Annotated in this window: 11 protein-coding genes; 3 read left to right on the forward strand and 8 right to left on the reverse strand. The window is 66.4% G+C overall.

Features of this window, described 5'->3' with window-relative positions:
- Positions 1-11: 11 nt before the first annotated feature.
- Both BMON_RS04695 and BMON_RS04700 read right to left on the reverse strand, forming a co-directional pair.
- Positions 12-1,151, reverse strand: coding sequence for a glycerate kinase (locus BMON_RS04695; protein ID WP_033511208.1), 1,140 nt, complete (start codon positions 1,149-1,151; stop codon positions 12-14).
- A 63-nt stretch (positions 1,152-1,214) separates the two neighbouring features.
- On the reverse strand, positions 1,215-2,537 hold the full coding sequence (locus BMON_RS04700) for a GntP family permease (protein ID WP_051917903.1): 1,323 nt from the start codon (positions 2,535-2,537) through the stop codon (positions 1,215-1,217).
- A gap of 288 nt (positions 2,538-2,825) precedes the next feature.
- Here BMON_RS04700 and BMON_RS04705 point away from each other — a divergent pair, with 288 nt between their 5' ends.
- Positions 2,826-3,962 (forward strand): CdaR family transcriptional regulator, encoded by a 1,137-nt coding sequence (locus BMON_RS04705; protein WP_051917890.1) that lies wholly within the window; start codon positions 2,826-2,828, stop codon positions 3,960-3,962.
- Here the strand turns inward: BMON_RS04705 and BMON_RS04710 are convergent.
- Together BMON_RS04710 and BMON_RS04715 are read right to left on the reverse strand one after the other, a co-directional pair.
- Positions 3,943-7,782 carry an AAA family ATPase gene (locus BMON_RS04710; protein WP_081882888.1) on the reverse strand — a complete coding sequence of 1,280 codons (3,840 nt, stop codon included), beginning with the start codon at positions 7,780-7,782 and terminating at the stop codon, positions 3,943-3,945. The genes BMON_RS04705 and BMON_RS04710 overlap by 20 nt on opposite strands.
- Before the next feature lie 22 nt (positions 7,783-7,804).
- Entirely contained in the window at positions 7,805-9,286 is a 1,482-nt protein-coding gene (locus BMON_RS04715; RefSeq protein ID WP_033511210.1) for a bifunctional folylpolyglutamate synthase/dihydrofolate synthase, read from the reverse strand.
- 222 nt (positions 9,287-9,508) lie between these two features.
- Here BMON_RS04715 and BMON_RS04720 point away from each other — a divergent pair, with 222 nt between their 5' ends.
- A complete protein-coding gene (locus BMON_RS04720; protein WP_033511212.1) occupies positions 9,509-11,107 on the forward strand; it encodes an aminopeptidase P family protein in 1,599 nt (532 codons plus the stop codon).
- 17 nt (positions 11,108-11,124) lie between these two features.
- Positions 11,125-11,646, forward strand: coding sequence for an NUDIX hydrolase (locus BMON_RS04725; protein WP_033511214.1), 522 nt, complete (start codon positions 11,125-11,127; stop codon positions 11,644-11,646).
- A gap of 44 nt (positions 11,647-11,690) precedes the next feature.
- On the opposite strand, the gene BMON_RS04730 is transcribed toward BMON_RS04725, so the two are convergent.
- The 4 genes from BMON_RS04730 to BMON_RS04745 form a co-directional block, all read right to left on the reverse strand.
- Positions 11,691-13,418: a dipeptide ABC transporter ATP-binding protein gene (locus BMON_RS04730; RefSeq protein WP_051917891.1), complete on the reverse strand. Its 1,728-nt coding sequence runs from the start codon at positions 13,416-13,418 to the stop codon at positions 11,691-11,693.
- Positions 13,411-14,652, reverse strand: coding sequence for an ABC transporter permease (locus BMON_RS04735; RefSeq protein ID WP_081882889.1), 1,242 nt, complete (start codon positions 14,650-14,652; stop codon positions 13,411-13,413). Before BMON_RS04735 ends, BMON_RS04730 begins: the two co-directional genes overlap by 8 nt.
- A 3-nt stretch (positions 14,653-14,655) precedes the next feature.
- Positions 14,656-15,681: an ABC transporter permease gene (locus BMON_RS04740; protein ID WP_051917904.1), complete on the reverse strand. Its 1,026-nt coding sequence runs from the start codon at positions 15,679-15,681 to the stop codon at positions 14,656-14,658.
- 190 nt (positions 15,682-15,871) lie between these two features.
- On the reverse strand, positions 15,872-17,509 hold the full coding sequence (locus BMON_RS04745) for an ABC transporter substrate-binding protein (protein ID WP_033511217.1): 1,638 nt from the start codon (positions 17,507-17,509) through the stop codon (positions 15,872-15,874).
- Between the last annotated feature and the right edge of the window lie 9 nt (positions 17,510-17,518).

A 17,518-nucleotide genomic window follows, 5' to 3' on the forward strand; every position in this document is an offset into this window, starting at 1 on the left:
GCACGACCGCCTCAGCTGCGGAACAACCGGGCCACGTTGCATGCGGTCCTGGTGAGGTTCTCCTTCGCCCGCGCGGGGTCCAGCGCCTCATCGAGCGTGCAGACGCCCGGCAGGATACCGAGCACCGCGTCGATGCCCACCTCACGCAATGATGCGATCCCCTCGCCGATGAATCCGGCGAGCGCGACCACGATGCACCCCGGAGCGACCTCCTTGACGGCCTGCGCGGTTCCCATGGGCGTTTTGCCGAACCGGGTCTGGGCGTCGATGCCACCCTCACCGGTGATGCAGTAGTCCGCGCCGCGGGCCTGTTCGCGCAACCGCGTGGCCTCGACGACGACACCGACTCCGGAGCTCATCGTCGCCCGGGTGAAGGCGAGGAATCCCGCCCCCAGTCCCCCGGCGGCGCCCGCACCGGGCGTATGGGCCACGTCACGGTCGAGCTGGTCGTGGATCACATCCGCGTAATGGGCCAGCGCGGCGTCCAACCGTTCGACCATCGCCGGCGTGGCGCCCTTCTGCGGACCGAAGACGTGCGAGGAGCCCTCGGGCCCGACCAACGGATTGGTGACGTCGGAGGCCAAGGTGATCGTGCAATGGTGCAGCCGTGGGTCGAGACGGGTCACGTCGATGCGGTCGAGCGCCTGCAACGCGGCACCACCACGGTCGAGTTCACGCCCATCGGCGTCCCGCAGGCTCACGCCTAAGGCCTGGGCCATGCCCGCTCCCCCGTCGTTGGTGGCGCTGCCGCCCAATCCCACGATCAGCGCGTCGACGCCCCGGTCCAGGGCGTCGAGGATGAGCTCGCCCGTACCGTAGGTCGTGGTGGTCAGGGGATCGCGGGTGGCCGCATTGACGTACTGGATGCCGCTGGCGGCGGACATCTCGATCACGGCGGTATGGCCGTCGCCGAGCAGCCCGTAATGGGCGGATACGGGTCGGCCTAACGGCCCGGTCACCGACGTGGTGACCAGAGTGCCGCCGGTGGCGTCGACCAGGGAACGCACGGTCCCCTCCCCGCCGTCGGCCATGGGCACGATGACGCATTCGGCGTCGGGTATCGCGTCCAATACACCGGTACGGATGGCCTGGGCGGCCTCCTGCGCCGTGAGTGACCCCTTGAAGGAGTCTGGCGCGATGACGATCTTCATGATCGAGCTTCCTTTCGCTCTGCGTCGGCCCGTGGCCGGCGCGCCCTGCGGGCCTTACCGGCCTTAGAGGATGATGTACAGCACGGTCGCCACGATGGTCATGGTCAGACCGACCAGGGCCTCGAAGGCGACGACCTTCATACGCTCGGCTAGATTCATGTTCATCGCCTTGGCGGTGACGTGGAAGTAGTTGCCGTGCGGCAGGGCGTCGATCACGGTGCCGCCCGCCTGCATGGTCACCGCCGCCGCCATGGGCGAGGTGCCGGCCGTGAGGATGGCGTGGCCGAAGGAATTGGAGCCCAGGATGACGCCGGTCGAGGTCGAGGCGGTGGCGGCGGCCATGAGGATGCCGGAGATCGGCGCGAGCATGGAACCGGGCACGCCCACGGCGTTGATGAGTCCGACGATCTGTTGCGGCAGGTCCGAGTTCGTGATCAGCCCGCCCAGGGCGCCGGCCCCGATGAGGATCATGACCACGTCGATCATGCGGTTGAGTCCCGCGGTGCAGTAGTCCAGCACGTGACGGCCCTGCCGCATGACGAGCAGTCCCACGATCGCGGCCAGCGGCAGGATGTACATCGCGTCGACCTGGAACCGGGACAGCAGGGTGATGTGCAGCATGGTGCCGATCGGGCCGATAAGCAACAGCACGATGGCCAGTGCGGGGGCGACCAGGGCACGGCCGATCGAAGGCAGGTCCTCATCGGACCGGTGCGTGCCACCGCCTTCGAGATCCGCGAGCGTGGTCATGGTGCCGTGCCGCTTGAGCACGGACGCGAGCAGCACGGCCACGGCGAGGCCGCACAGCGCGGGCACGAAGCTGGAGATCATGACCTCGGAGGGCTGGATCTTGAAGCCCGTGGCCACGGCGATGGTATTGGGGTTCGGCGAGATGATGTTGCCCGCCTTGCCGCCGCCCGACAGGGCGACCAGCAGGGCGAGTTTGGAGATCCCCATGCGGTTGCCGACCTCGATGGCGATCGGGGCGACGATGAGCACCGCGACGGGGATGAACACGCCGACGGCGCAGATGACCATGGTCGCCAGGGCGAGGGCGAAGATGGCCAGACGCTCGCCGCACCGCTCGACGATCGTGCGCGCGATTCGATCCGCCGCCCCCGATTCCATCATGACCCCGGCGAAGACGCCCGCGGCGATCACGCGGATCACCGTGCCCATGACGCTCTGGGCGCCGGTGACGACGATGCCGACGGTCGAGGCCAGCGAGGCACCGCCGATCAGGCAGCCGACGACCGCGCCGACCAGCAGCGCGTAGGTGGTGTTGAGCTTCTTGAGGATCAACGCGATGGCGAGCGCCAGTCCTATGAGTGCGGCCCACCAGGCCAATGCATGTTCCACGACGATACCCTCTTCCCACCCGTGCATGCCTATGGCCTCATGCACGCGGCTTCTACCTGTTCCTGCCATGCGCACGGTCCCATGCGCACGTCCGCACCGATCGCCCGCGATTCGGAGGCCGGCGATATGGATGCCTGTGCCCCTTCAGCGACGAAGGGCGCTGGTGTGAGCGATCGCCGATCCACGCCGGCAATCCGCTGATTCCATTATCAGCATCCCGTGGGTTCCGGGCCATGGGACGGCGAACCGATTCCGTAGTGTGACCTTTCTCACACAGTGGTACGTGTACTATATCCGGTACTACGAAGGAGCACCATGAGCATCGATCCGGCCATCGCGCACAGCATCGTCGACAGCATCAAGGGCGTCATCAGGCACGACATCAATTTCTTCGACACGGACGGCATCATCATCGCGAGCACCGACCCCTCCCGAGTCGGATCGTCGCACGAGGGCGCCCTGCTGGCCATACGCACCGGCAGAACGGTCAACGTCGACGCCGCCCACCGGTTCGCCGGGGCGGTCGACGGCATCAACATGCCGGTCATGGTCAACGGATCGGTCGTGGCCGTCGTGGGCATCACGGGTGATATCGAGACGGTGGAACCCTTCGGCACGATCGTGAGGAAGATGACGGAGATCCTCATCCGCGACAACGCCAGGCAGGTCATCGCCTTCGACCGCTGGACCATGATGGACAACCTCATCAACCTGCTCAACCTCCCCCAGCACGACGAGTCGCTCGTGGACTACCTCGCGGCGGCGCTGCGCACCGACCTCGCCAGACCACGCCAAGTGGTCGTCATGCGACCGGCCGAGCGCGGACCCGCACGCATGCCGCACCAGGATGTGGTCAGATCCATCGTCGATGAGGAGCTGGGTGACTCCCCGGCTTCACTGTTCCGCGTAACATCACAGGGTTGCGAGATGTTCCTCGATCATGACGCCGCACAGGACTGGACCCCGACGCTGACTCGCATCGGCGATGCGATGAGGCAACAGCTCGGCGTCACCGTGCTCTTCGGGGTCTGCGAGACCGATGCCACGGCCGGCACCTACCGGCAACGGCACGACGAGGCACTCACCGCGGCGCAGTGGCAGCGCTTCATCGGCCAACGGGGCGTGGGCGCGTTCGAGGACCTCGACATCGCCCTGGCTGTCACCTCCATGCCCACGGAGCGGGCCCGACGCCTGTCCGACCGGGTGTTCGGCACCCTGAGCGACCAGCGAATCGCGGCGTTCGCCAAGGTCTTCGACGCCTACACCCTGCACAACGGGAGCATCACCCACGCGGCAAGGGAACTGTTCATCCACAAGAACACCATGCAGAACCGCCTCAACACGATCGCCACGGCAACGGGCTACAACCCTCGCCGGCTGACGGATTACCGCACCTTGGCGCTGGCCTTCACACTCCATGACTATCTGGCGTTCATCGAGGCCGATCGCTGACACCACCGTCGCCGTCGCCACCGCTACCGTCGTTGCTGTGGGCGCCATCCGGGCCACCATGCGACCGATCGAGCCGCTGGCTCATGACAGCGGTCACGCCGTCGGCACGCATCGTGATGCCGTACAGGGCATCGGCGATCGCCATGGTCCGCTGCTGATGGGTGATGATGATGAGCTGGGCGTGGCTGCGCAGATCCTGCAGGGCGCCGAGCAGGCGGCTGAGATTCACGCTGTCCAGGGCCGCCTCGACCTCGTCCATGACGTAGAACGGGCTGGGACGCGCGGTGAAGATGGCGAACAGCAGGGCGAGGGCGGTCAGCGAGCGCTCTCCCCCCGACAGCAGGCTGAGCTGCTTGACCCGCTTGCCCGCAGGGCTCGCCTCGACGACCACGCCGGTGGTGAGCATGTCGTCCGGGTTTTCAAGGTGGAGACGGCCCGTGCCACCCGGGAACAACGTGGCGAACACCTTCGCGAACGCCTGCGCCGTGTCGTCGAACGCACTGGCGAAGGCCTGGGTCATGGTGGCGTCGAGATCGCGGATGAGCTGCAGGAGATCGTCCCTGCTCGAGGCGACGTCCTGACGCTGATCGTTGAGGTATTGGTTGCGATCGCGCAGGGCGTCGAACTCCTCGGTCGCCAGCGGGTTGACCTTGCCCAGCGCCTTGAGGTCACGCCGCGCCTTCTCGAGCCGCCTCACCTGCTCCTCGCGGCGGTAGGGCACCGTGACATACGAGGTCTCGGCGACCGCGGATATCGACCCCGGTTCCGATCCCGAGCCCGGCACGGCTGCAACGGTCGACTCCACCGACCCGGACTCGCTTGACCCGAACGCCGTCGACTCTGAGTCCGAGTCCGCCGACGTTCCCTCCCGGTGCTCCCGTGGGACCGTCCTGCCGGCGTCATCGAGTACGGGCACCGGACGGTCGGGACCATACCCGGCGATCAGTTCGTCGACCCCCATGCCGAGGGCATCCGAGATGCGTTGAGTGAGCTGGCCGGCCTCGGCGGCCTGACGCTCACGCTCCACGTCAAGCTCATGCTCCCGACGGGAGCGCTGACCCGCATCCGTCTCCAACTCGTTGCGGCGAGCGCGCAAGCCCTTGAGTTCCTGATCATGCCCTGATGACCGGCGTTGCAGTGCCTCGCGCCTCGCGGTGACCTCGGCCACGCTGCGTGAGACATATCCGGCGATGCACGTGGCGTCGTGACCGATCCGCTCCATGCGTGCGATCCGGGCACGACGGCGTTCGTTCTCGGCGGCGATACGCAGCCGGCGCGCCTTCGCCTCGTCCGCACGCTCGCGCAGCAGCGACTGCTGCCGCGTCAGCGAGGCGAGGGTGTCGTTGGATTCCTTCCAGGCGAGCTTCGCCGCGACCTCACGCTCGCGCGCCCCGGTCAGACGAGCCTCCGCCTTGCGCTCACGCCCCTCGAGTTCGTCCAGATCCCCGCCGTCGGCGTCGGGGTGGCGCATGCGTTCGAGCGTCAGACGCAGATCCTCGAGTTTGGAGCGATGCGTGTCGCCCTCGCCACGCGTCGTGGCGAGGGTCTCGTCGAGTGTCGCCAGCTGATGCGAGAGCCGCTCGGCGGCGCGTGTGGCCGACTGCAGCGCGTCGTCCATCTGACGGGCTTTGAGACGCTCCTCGGTGCGGCGTTTGGCTTCGCTCTCCACCTGCGCCCGTGCGGCGTCGCGGGCGGCCCGCAGCTCCTCGACCTCCTGACGCCACATCTCGGCCGTCGAGGCTATCCTCGACCGCTCCTCCAACGCCTCATCCCTGCGCGACACGAGGGACAGGTCGCTTGGTGCCGTGGGCACGCCGCCGCCGGCTCCGACGCGATTGAACACGGTGCCCTGGGGGGTGACGGCCTGACGCCACGGTCCGGTGCGCAGCGCCGACAACGCCCCCCGATCGTCCGACACCGCCGCCGTGTCCGCAAGCAACAATCGCACGGCCCGCGTCACCCGTGCGGCGAGCATGGTGTCCACGGCACGGGAGTTGGGCCGTATGAGACGGGATGCGGGCAGGGGGCCGTCTTCTACGTCTGCGCGATCAACGCCGCCACTATCAGCCACGCCAGCGCCTGCGGTCGGGGCATCATCCGCGTCATCGTTCATGTCATCGTCCGACGGGTGCAGCAGCGCAACCCGCGCCGACCGTTCGCGCAGCACACGCTCGAGCGCGGCGAGCATGGCCGACTCATCGGCGACGACCAAGGCATCGGCGTAGTCGCCCATCGCACGGGCCATGGCCTCCTGCCACCCGTCCTCGATGCGTATGAAATCCGCCAGACCTCCCAGCACCTCCACCGCATCGTCGCCACGGAACGACGCCGCCGCAGCGTGGCCTTCGAGCGTCTCGTTCAACGCGTCGGCGGTGGATTGCAACGCGATCATCCTGCCCTGGACACCGCGCAGCTGCTCTTCCTTGGATCCCAGCGCATCCTGCCGGTCCTGCAGTATGGATCGGGCCTGCTCCCACGCCTTGCCGCCGTCATGCACGGCGTTGCGCTGCCGTTCGCGCACCTCGTCTCGCCGCTGCACGGCATCATCGCGTTGCACAACCAATGCGGCACGCTGGGCGGCATGGTCCTTCGCGCGCGTTTCGGCGAGCTGCACGGCAGCCTCCTCGCGGGCGACGAGTTCGCGGCAATTGGCTATGCGGGCATCACGCTGCTGTTCACTCTTGCGCAGTTCGGCAAGGGTCTGACGTACGGATGCGAGACGCTGCTCATCGCCGGCCCGCGCCTCCGTGGCCTGGTCGTAGGCCATCCTCGACGAGGCCACTGCCTCCTGCTGATGGCCGGCCTGCCCCGACAGCTCGTCGGCCCGTGCGATGAGCAACGAGGGGTCCTCGCCCGGATGCTCCACGATCTGCCCGGACAACGAGCGGCTGCGCTCCCCCGCCAGGGAGGCCACCGACCGCAACCGCTCCTCGATCTGGGAGAGGCTGCGCCACGTCTGATTGAGCCCGGACAACGCGGGGCTCGACTGCGCACTAAGGGTCTCGAGCCGTTCGATGCGACCTTTGACATCCGCCAGTTCCCCCTGCACCAGTTCGAGACCCCGGCGCTCCTCGTCGAGCTTGGCCTTCGTCTGATTCCGGCGGGTCCTGGAGAGCATGGCGTCCTCGGCGAAAAGGCGCGCCTGGGCGTCGCGCAGGGCCACCTGGATGCCCTCGGCGCGCCGAGAGATCCGCGCCTGCCGGCCCAAGGGGCCGAGCTGACGGTGGATCTCGCCGAGCAGATCGTCGAGCCGTGACAGGTTCGTTTCGGTGTTGTCCAGCTTACGCAACGCGCGTTCCTTGCGCTTGCGGTGCTTGAGGATGCCGGCGGCCTCCTCGATGAACGCGCGGTGGCCGCTCGGGTCGGCCCTGAGGATGGCGTCGAGGCGCCCCTGCCCGACGATGACGTGCATCTGCTGGCCCAGCCCGGTGTCCGACAGCAGCTCCTGGATGTCGAGCAGCCGGCACTGGGTGCCGTTGATGGCGTATTCCGACCCCCCGTTGCGGAAGATCGTGCGGCTGATGGTCACTTCCGTGTAGTCGATGTCCAACGTGCGGTCGGTGTTGTCGATCGTCAGCGTGACCTGCGCCCGGCCCAGCGGGGCGCGATCGGAGGTGCCGGCGAAGATGACGTCCTCCATGGAGGTGCCGCGCAGGTTCTTGACCCCCTGCTCGCCCATCACCCAGGACAGGGCGTCGACGATGTTGGACTTGCCCGAGCCGTTGGGGCCGATCACGGCGGTGATGCCCGGTTCGAAGCGCAGCGTGGTGGCGTTGGCGAAGGATTTGAATCCCCGCAGGGTCAGTGATTTGAGATACATGATGGCACTCTGGTGTGACGCGCTAGTCGCGTTGCGCCGACCCGTCGTCCGCCGAAGGGCGGGGATCGGGTTCGACGGCCGGCTGGTGCACGCGCTGCTCCTTGGTCTTGCGCAGCTCGGGGTCGATCTGTTCCTTGAGCAGGGTCCTGGCATCGCCGGCCGTGACGAAGCTGCCGCAGATGAGCACGCCGTGCCCGTAACCAACGCCGAGGTCGTCGTCCGCATCGACCATGTCGACGGCGGTCTGGATGGCGTCGGGCAGATCGTCGACGCGCGTGACCCGGTCCCTGCCGAAGACGTCCACGGCGATCTTCTCGAGATCGGCGGCCGGCATGACGCGATCCCGCCACGAATTCTCGGTGACGACGATGTGGCTGAGCATCGGCTCGAGCATGCCGAGGAAGGCCTCGACCTGCTTGTCCTTCATCATGGCCACGACGCCGACGAGCTGGCTGAAGTCGTAGTTCTCGTCGAGCGCGTCGCGCAGCGCCTGCGCCGCGTTGAGATTGTGGCCGCCGTCGATGACGATCGTCGGCGAGGTGCGGATCTGCTCGATCCTGCCGGGGATCCTCACGCCCTGCAGCCCCTCGGCGACCAGGTCGCCGTTGAGCACGCCGTTGACCGGGATCACGGTCTCGGCCGCCGCCAACGCGGCGAGGGCGTTGTGCGCCTGATGCTCACCGAACATGGCCACCGGCACATCCTCGTACACCCCGTTCGGGGTGCGGAAGGTGACAAGCTGCCCGCCGACGGCGGGTTTGCGTGCCACCACCTCCATCTCCTGACCGTCGCGCACCAGCGTGGCATGATGCTCCGCCGCGGCACGCTCCAGAATCGGCATGACCTGCTCCTCGTGCGGTTGGGCGCCGATGATGGCCGTGGAGCCCGTCTTGATGATCCCCGACTTCTCGGTGGCGATCTGCTCGACGGTGTCACCGAGCCACTGCATGTGGTCCATGTCGACGGGGCCGATGACGCAGGCGTCGCCATCCAGCACATTGGTGGCGTCCCACGAGCCGCCCATGCCGACCTCGACCACGGCGACGTCGACCGGGGCGTCGGCGAACTTCCAGATCGCCATGGCGGTGAGCACCTCGAAGAAACTCATCGGCGGTTTGCTGCGCTCGCTCATCGCGTGGTCGACGATGGCCACGAAGTCCTTGATCTGCTCCCAGGAATCGATGAAATCGTCGTCCGACAGCTCGTGCCCGTCGATCGCGATGCGCTCGTTGATGCGTTCGAGATGCGGGGAGGTATACAGCCCGGTGCGCATGCCGTAGGCGCGGCATATCGCCTCGGCCATACGCGCCGTGGAGCCTTTGCCGTTCGTCCCGGTGATGTGGATGATGCGGAAGGAGTCCTCGGGGTGCCCCAGGAGGTCGAGTATCATGCGCATGCGGTCCAGGTCGAGGTTCGTCGTGTTGTGCTCGGCGGGACGGCGCATGATGTCCCTGGACACCTCCTGGATCGTGGCGTGATGCTCGTTGGGATGCTCGTATGACATGCTGCTGTGGCCTCGACACTCTCGTATGGTTGGAACCCCCTTATTCTAGGCGGGCGGGTGAACCGAATGCGCGCATGACGAACACCGGTCGCACGGGTGCCTGAGACGCCCAACACACGAAGGATTGTTACCTTCGTGCCACTACCATGGTGCAGGTGTGCACGCGGCGGTTACCGCCGATGTGCCCGATCGATCGAATGCAGGTAGGCAAGGAGAGCACCCATGGGTGATGTCGTGACGGACAAGGACAGGGAATACGAACGGCGCGAGGAGGCGAGCGCGCCTGGATCGGACCAGCCGATGCACGACCGCGTGAACAACCGCTCGCTGCGCCCGTCGGGAGAGGCGTTCAAGTCCTTCATGACGACCGGCTGGGACCGGCGTGAGCCGGCCATCGAGCCGTTGGAATCCAGCGGCTACACGCCCGCCAGGCTCGAGGCGCTCGGCCGCCGGTTCCCCGGTGAGCGGCTCGTGATCCCCGCCGGCACGCCCAAGGTGCGCAACAACGACGACGATTACGCGTTCCGCCCCGATTCCGTGTTCTCCTACTACACGGGCCTGGGTCAGGATTATGAGGCGGGCGCCGTGCTCGTGATGAATCCGGTCGACCCCGACAGCCCCGAGGCGAAGGCCGGCGCGACCCACACCCCCGAACTCTTCGTCGCGCCGCGTGCCGACAACAGCACCGAGGACTACTATCGCGATTCGCATTACGGCGAATACTGGGTCGGCCCCCGCGCCGGCCTGCGTGAGCTCAAGGCGATGACCGGTATCGACACCCATGACATCGCACAGTTGCAGGACGCCCTGTCGAAGGACGTCGGCGCCGAAGCCGGCGCGGTGCACGTCCGCGCGATCCGCGAAGCCGACCCGCAGGTCACGGCGATGGTCGAGGAGATCCGCCGGGCCAACGGTTTCCCGGACGATCGCTCGAACCAGGCGGACGACGACGCACTCCAGGAGTTCGCCTCGCAGATCCGCATGGTCAAGGACCCTTACGAGATCAAGGAGATCCGCAAGGCCGTCGCCGCCACGAAGGACGGATTCGACCGCATCCTGTCGCGGCTGCCCGAGGCGGTCGACAAGCCGCGTTCCGAACGCATGCTCGAAAGCGAATTCAACGCGGTCGCCCGCGAGGAAGGCAACACGGTGGGGTACGGCACGATCATCGCCTCGGGCCGTCACGCGCCGATCCTGCATTGGATGCGCAACACCGGCGTGGTCGGCGACGGCGAGATGCTGCTCATCGACGCGGGCGTGGAGGCCGAAAGCCTGTACACCGCCGACATCACCCGCACGTTCCCCACCAACGGCACCTTCACCCCGCTGCAACGCAAGCTGTACCAGGCGGTGCTGGACTCGCAGCAGGCCGGCTTCGAAGCGGCCCGCCCCGGCGCCACGTATTCCGACATCCACCATGCCTGCATGCGTGTGATCGCCGAACGTCTGCACGACTGGGGTGTGCTGCCCGTCGACGTGGAGGAGGCCCTGTCCCCCGAAGGCCAGCAGCATCGCCGCTGGATCGCCTGCGGCGTCGCGCACCACCTGGGGTTGGACGTGCACGACTGCGCGCAGGCCCGCTACGAGTCCTATCAGGGCGCGAAGATCACGCCGGGCATGATCTTCACCATCGAACCCGGCCTGTACTTCGCCGAGAACGACCTGCTCCTGCCGCCTCAGATGCGCGGCATCGGAATCCGCATCGAGGACGACGTGCTCATGACCGAGGACGGCCCCGAATGGATCTCGAAGGCCATCCCCAAGCAGATCGACGAGGTCGAGGCCTGGATGCGCGAACGGCGCGCCGCCTCGGATCGCTGAGGGCACGGCGAAACATCATGGCGACTCCTGATTTCGTCCTGAACCTGCGCAAGCGCATCGGCCACGAGCTCCTCTGGCTCAACGGCGTCACCGCCTTCGTCGAGGATGCCGACGGCCGCATGCTCATGGGGCGGCGCTCCGACACGGGCGAATGGGCGTTGGTCTACGGCATCAACGAACCCGGCGAGCAGCCGGCTGACACCGTCGTGCGCGAGGTCAAGGAGGAGACCGGCATCGACGTGGAGGTCACCGACCTCGTCTCGGTGATCTCCTCGGACAGGATCATCACCTACGCCAACGGCGACCGCACGCAGTACATGGACCACGCCTTCCTGTGCCGTCCGCGCGAGGGCGGCAACGTGAAGCCCTTCGTGGGTGACGAGGAGAGCCTCGCCGTGGGCTGGTTCGACCCGGAGCACCTGCCGGAGCCGCTCGCGGCCAGCACGGTGGAACGCCTGGGTGTGCTGCGCACCTATCTCGACGCCAAACGTCGCGGTGACGCCCATGCCCGATTCGTCACGCAGGGCACGCTGCGCTAAATAGCGGTATACGGTACCAGCCGTTGGGACGCGGCCGACTGGCTTCAGGACAGCGCGAGCAACCTGGCCCGATGCTCGCGCTGTTCACGCGGATCGGGCACCGGCAATGAGGCCAGCAGCCGCTTGGTGTAGGTATCGCCGGGGTGCTGCATGATGTCGTCCGCATCGCCATGCTCGACGATCCTGCCCTGATGCATGACCATGATCCGGTCGGCGAGCATGTCCACGACGGCGAGGTCGTGGGTGATGAACAGGCAGGCGAATCCGATCTCGGCCTGCAGGGTCTTGAACAGTTCCAGCACCTTCGCCTGCACGGAGACATCGAGGGCGGAGGTCGGCTCGTCGGCGATGAGCAGGGAGGGCTTGAGCGCGAGCGCCCGGGCGAGCGAGGCGCGCTGGCGCTGGCCGCCGGACAGCTCGTGCGGGAAGCGGTTCATATAGGCGCGGGGCAGCTGGACCATCTCCAGCAGATCGCCGACATAGTCGGCCGCATCCGCGACCGACGAGTAGGCATGGTGCACGATCAGCGGCTCGGCCACGTTCTGCGCGATCGTCATCAAGGGGTTGAACGAACTGCCCGGGTCCTGGAACACGAAGCCGATATCAGCACGTTTCGGCGCGAACACCCGCTCACGCACCCCGTTCATCTCGACGCCGAGCACCGACAGCGATCCGGAGGAGACCTTCTGCAGGCCGGCTATGGCCCGACCGGTGGTGGATTTGCCCGAACCGGACTCCCCCACCAGCCCCAGGACCTCGCTGCGACGGATGGTGAAGTCCACGCCGTCGACGGCCATGAAGTCCGGCTGCATGAGACGTCCGGGATACGTGATGCTCAGTCCCTTGGCCTCCACGACCACGGGCTGCGTATGCCAGTCGTCCTTGCGTTCGACCACCGCACCCGAGGCGTCGTGGACCACGAGCCGCTGGCCGATACGCGGCACGGCGGCGAGCAGGCTCTTCGTATAGGGATGTTGCGGGCGGTAGAAGATCTGGTCGACGTCGCCCTGTTCGACCACGTGGCCGCGGTACATGACGACGACCTGATCGGCGATGTCGGCGATGACGCCCATGTTGTGGGTGATGATGAGGACGCTGGCCCCGAATTCGTCGCGGGCCAGGCGCAGCAGGTCGAGGATCTCGGCCTGCACCGTGACGTCGAGGGCGGTGGTGGGCTCGTCGGCGAGGATCAGCCCCGGGTTGAGCACCAGTGCCATGGCGATGACGATGCGCTGCTTCTGCCCGCCGGAGAACTGGTGGGGGTAGTAGTCCACGCGGGTGCGCGCTTCGGGGATGCCGACCTTCTCGAGGATATCGATCGCCTTGGCACGCAGCTGCCTCTTGTCATGCATACCGTGCGCGCGCAGCCCCTCCTCGATCTGCCAACCGATGGTGTAGACCGGGTTGAGCACGGCGTTGGGCTCCTGGAAGACCATCGCCGCCTCACTGCCGCGCGCCTGACGCAGCTGCTCGCCGCTCAGGGAGAGCATGTCGAGGCGGTGCTCGTCGTTGCGGACCGACAGATAGACCGCACCCGACGTGGTGGCCGTCTCCGGCAGGAGCTTGATGATGGAACGCGCGGTAACCGATTTGCCCGATCCCGATTCGCCCACCACGCCGACGACGGTGCGCCGCGGGATGGTGAAGCTGATGTCGTCGATGGCTTTGATCGACCCGGCGTCCGTCATGAAGGACACGCTCAGATGTTCGATATCCGCAAGGTTGCCGTGCGGCGTCGTCAGTGTGACCCCGCCTTGTTGTGTCTCACTCATGATCCGCCTCCGTCGTTCGTGGGGTGTCGCCGTCATCGCCGATTGGGCCGGCCTGCGCATCGGGTATTGGGGCCGAAGCACCACCGGAGACCGTCGTATCGTCCGTTTCGGCCATACCGCTGGAAACCACCGTGCTGCCGGACGCCACCGTGCCCGAGGCCTCGATCTGCGCCATAACCTCGTTGGCGGCACCGGGCCGCTCCTGGGGGTCGACGGACGTGTCCTCGATGGAACCGATGACCTCGCCGGCCGACTTGCGTGCGCGCAGACGGGGATCGGCGAGATCGTTGAGGGACTCGCCCACGAGCGTGATGCCCAGGACGATGAGGACGATCGCGAGGCCGGGGAACACCGCGGTCCACCACATGCCGGCGGTGACATCGGCCACGGAACGGTTGAGGTCGTAGCCCCATTCGGCCGCCGCCGTGGGCTCGATGCCGAACCCGAGGAAGCCCAGCCCGGCAAGGGTCAGAATCGCCTCGGAGGAGTTGAGCGTGAGGATGACGGGCAGTGTCCGCGTCGCGTTCTTGAGCAGGTGCCGGGTCATGATCCGCCAGGTGGAGGCGCCCACGACCTTGGCTGATTCCACGTATGCGGAGCCTTTGATGCGGATGACCTCGGCGCGGATGGTGCGGAAGTACTGCGGAATGTAGACGACGGTGATGGAGATGCCCGAGGCGAGGATGCCGCCCCACAGGCTCGACTGGCCGCCCGAGATGACGATGGCCATGAGGATGGCCAGCAGCAGGGACGGGAAGGAATAGATGGCGTCGGCGATCATGACGCAGCATTTGTCGAACCAGCCGCCGAAGTACCCCGACACCAGGCCGAGCAGGACGCCGGAGAAGATCGAGAGCACGACGGCGATCACAATGGCGATGATCGCGGTGCGGGTGCCCCAGATCACGCGGCTGAACACGTCGAATCCGCCGACCGTGGTCCCCCAGACATGTCCGGCGCCGGGCGCCGATTGGACCGGGAAATCGTGACCCTGAGCGTCCTTGGTCTGGGCGAATCCATAGGGCGCAAGGAACGGGGCGGCGATGGCCACCAGCACGGCCGCTATGGTGATGGCCAGACCGGTGACGAGCATGCCCTTCTGCCAGCCGACCGCGATGCGCAGGTCGCGGATGACCGGCAGCGTCGAGAACCACGATCTCGAGCCGCTGACCTTGAGGTCCTCGAGCCGACGGTCGCCGGGTACGGTGATCTTGTTCGCATTGTCCTCGTGCATGGCTCAGTACCTCACTCTCGGATCAAGCAGGGCGCTGACCACATCGACGACGAAGTTGACGACCGAAACGATGATCGCGATGAGGATGACGATGCCTTGGACCGCCACGAAATCACGCTTCTTGAGATAGTCGGCCAGGATGAATCCGAGACCCTTCCATTCGAAGGTGGTCTCGGTGAGCACCGCACCGGCGAGCATCATGGCGATCTGCATGCCCATGACGGTCACGATCGGGATGAGCGCGGGCCTCCAGGCGTGCTTCGAGAGCAGCCGACGTTCCGACACGCCGCGGGAGCGCGCCGCCTCGACGTATCCCGAAGTGTAAGTCGAGATCACGTTGGTCCTCACCAGACGGATGAAGACGCCGGCGGTGAGCAGGCCGAGCGCCAGGGAGGGCAGGATCGCGTGCTTGAGCACATCGACGAGCACGGAGAAGTCGCCCAATTGCAGGGAGTCGACGATGTACAGGCCCGTGGGCGAGACGAGACGGCCGAACTGCATCTCGGATTCGAGCGAGGAACGGCCCGAGGCCGGCAGAACGGCGAGCCACACCGAGAAGACCAGCTTGAGCACCAGGCCGAGGAAGAAGACGGGGGTGGCGTAGCACAGGATCGCGAAGACGCGTATGCCGGCATCCGCCGTGCGGTCACGATGCCGTGCGGCCAGCCGGCCGAACCCGATGCCGACGACGAGCGCGATGATGAGCGCCAGGAGCGAGAGCTCCAGGGTCGCGGCGCCGTAACGCAGGAGGATGTCGCTGACCTTTTGGTTGTCCGTGAGCGTGGTGCCCAGGTCACCACGAAGCAGGCCGGCGAGGTATTCGAAGTACTGCACGATCAGCGGTCGGTCGTACCCCGCCGCATGGATGCGTCGGTGCAGCTCCTCGGGGCTGAGCCTGCCGCCCAGAGCGGCGGAGATGGGGTCGCCGGTGGCCCGCATGACGAAGAACACGATCGTCACGAGAATGAAGACGGTCGGGATGATGAGCAGGAACCGCGCCACGAGGAAGCGGAAGAATCCCCCGGACAGCCGGTTGTGTCTGGCCGTAACGTGCGGGCCGCCGCCCTTGGCGGTCGATGCATCGGTGACGACCGACGATGTGGTACTCTGCGACACTTCGATATCTCCTTGCGCGAATGGAATGAGAGGTACGTGGACGAGATGAGGAAACGCCCCGCCGGCGTGCACCCGGTGGGGTGCGTGCCGGCGGGGCGCAGACTCAGGACTTCGTGATCGGGCTGAAGCGGAAGCGGAAGGACGCGTCGAGCACCACGCCCTTGACGTTCTTGCCGGTCACGGCCACCTGGTCGCCCTGAAGCAGCGGGATGGTGGACAGATCCGCGGTCTCGAGCGCCTGGATCTTGCGCAGGACCTCCTCACGGGCCTGGGGATCCTTCTCACCGGCCTGCTTGACGATCAGGTCGTTGACCTCCTTGTTCGCGTATCCGTTGTTGACGAAGTTGCCGTCCCGGAAGAACGGGGAGAGATAGTTGTCGGGATCGGAGTAATCGGGGAACCATCCGAGCTGGTACACCGGGTAGGACCCGTCGGAGTCCTTCGTGACGACACGCTCCTTGCTGAACTGGGTCCACTCGGTCTGCTGCAGGTCGACCTTGAAGAGCCCGCCCTGCTCGAGCTGCGACTTGATCGCCGAATACTCGTCGGCCGAGGAGGAACCGTAGTGGTCGCCGTTGTACTGCAGCTTGAGATCGACGGGCGTGGTGACCCCGCTCTCGGACAGCAGCTTCTTGGCCTTGTCGAGGCTCGGCTTGCCCTCGCCGTCGCCGTACGTGCTCTTGAGCGTGTCCTCATGCCCGGCGAGACCGTCGGGAATGAAGGAGTACAGCGGCGTGTAGGTGCTCTTGTACACGTTCTTGGAGATCGCCTCGCGATCGATGAGGTTGGCCACGGCCTGACGCACGGCCTTGGCCTTCGCCGGATCGGCGTTCGGCTGGGAGCTGCCGTAGGGCTGGATCTTCATGTTGAAGGCGAGCATGCGCGCCTCGCCGCCCGGTCCCTTGACGACGCTGACCTTGTCCTTGTACTTGGTCGACAGATCCTGGATGTCGGTCGGGCTGAGCGAACGCGTGGCGACGTCGACCTGGCCCTCCTGGACCGCGAGCTTGAGGTTCGAGGCATCGGCGAAGTACTTGACCTGCACGGTGTTGTTCTTCGCCGGGGTCAGCCCCTTGTAGTCCGAGTTCTTATCGTAGGAGGCGGCCTCGTTGAGCTTGAAGGAGGTCAGCTTGTAGGGTCCGGCGAAGCCGTTGCCCTTCACGATGGCGTCGCTCGAGGTGAGCTTGTCGGCGGAGTAGACCTCATCGTCGACGATGGGCCCGGCCGGGCTCGACAGCACCTGCTTGAGGGTGACGTCGAAGGGCACGGCGCTCTTGAACACCACGGTCGTGGCGTCGGGGGCCGACACCGATTCGATGTTGGCGAGCAACGAGGACGGACCGTTCTCGTCGTTGATCTTCTTGACGCGGTCGAAGCTGAACTTCACGTCCTTGGCGTCGAGCGTGTGGCCGTTGGAGAATTTCAGTCCGCTCTTGATCTTCACGGTGAACTCGCTGCCGTCGGCGTTCCACGTGCCGTCGTCGGCCGCGATGTCCGGACTCAGCTTGGAGGTGTTGTAGTCCTGGGCGTACAGGAAGGGGTACATCTGAATCTCGGCGGCATATGAACCGTTGTCGTAGGATCCGGCCGGATCGATGCTGGTGATCTTATCGGTGGTGCCGACGGTGATGACCGAGGAACCCGATGCCGAACCGGCATCGCTCTTCACCCCGCCGCATGCGGCCAAGGATGCTATGGCGGCGACCGCCGCCAGCGTGGTGGCTATCTTGGAATGCTTCACGGAATCTCT

Origin of the sequence: Bifidobacterium mongoliense DSM 21395 (assembly GCF_000741285.1) — a bacterium.
Classification (GTDB): Bacteria; Actinomycetota; Actinomycetes; order Actinomycetales; family Bifidobacteriaceae; genus Bifidobacterium; species Bifidobacterium mongoliense.

Bases quoted from the DNA above. Each gene is read 5' to 3' on its own strand.
- BMON_RS04695 (WP_033511208.1), bottom strand. From the start codon at position 1,151: ATGAAGATCGTCATCGCGCCAGACTCCTTCAAGGGGTCACTCACGGCG.
- BMON_RS04700 (WP_051917903.1), bottom strand. From the start codon at position 2,537: ATGCACGGGTGGGAAGAGGGTATCGTCGTGGAACATGCATTGGCCTGG.
- BMON_RS04705 (WP_051917890.1), top strand. From the start codon at position 2,826: ATGAGCATCGATCCGGCCATCGCGCACAGCATCGTCGACAGCATCAAG.
- BMON_RS04710 (WP_081882888.1), bottom strand. From the start codon at position 7,782: ATGTATCTCAAATCACTGACCCTGCGGGGATTCAAATCCTTCGCCAAC.
- BMON_RS04715 (WP_033511210.1), bottom strand. From the start codon at position 9,286: ATGTCATACGAGCATCCCAACGAGCATCACGCCACGATCCAGGAGGTG.
- BMON_RS04720 (WP_033511212.1), top strand. From the start codon at position 9,509: ATGGGTGATGTCGTGACGGACAAGGACAGGGAATACGAACGGCGCGAG.
- BMON_RS04725 (WP_033511214.1), top strand. From the start codon at position 11,125: ATGGCGACTCCTGATTTCGTCCTGAACCTGCGCAAGCGCATCGGCCAC.
- BMON_RS04730 (WP_051917891.1), bottom strand. From the start codon at position 13,418: ATGAGTGAGACACAACAAGGCGGGGTCACACTGACGACGCCGCACGGC.
- BMON_RS04735 (WP_081882889.1), bottom strand. From the start codon at position 14,652: ATGCACGAGGACAATGCGAACAAGATCACCGTACCCGGCGACCGTCGG.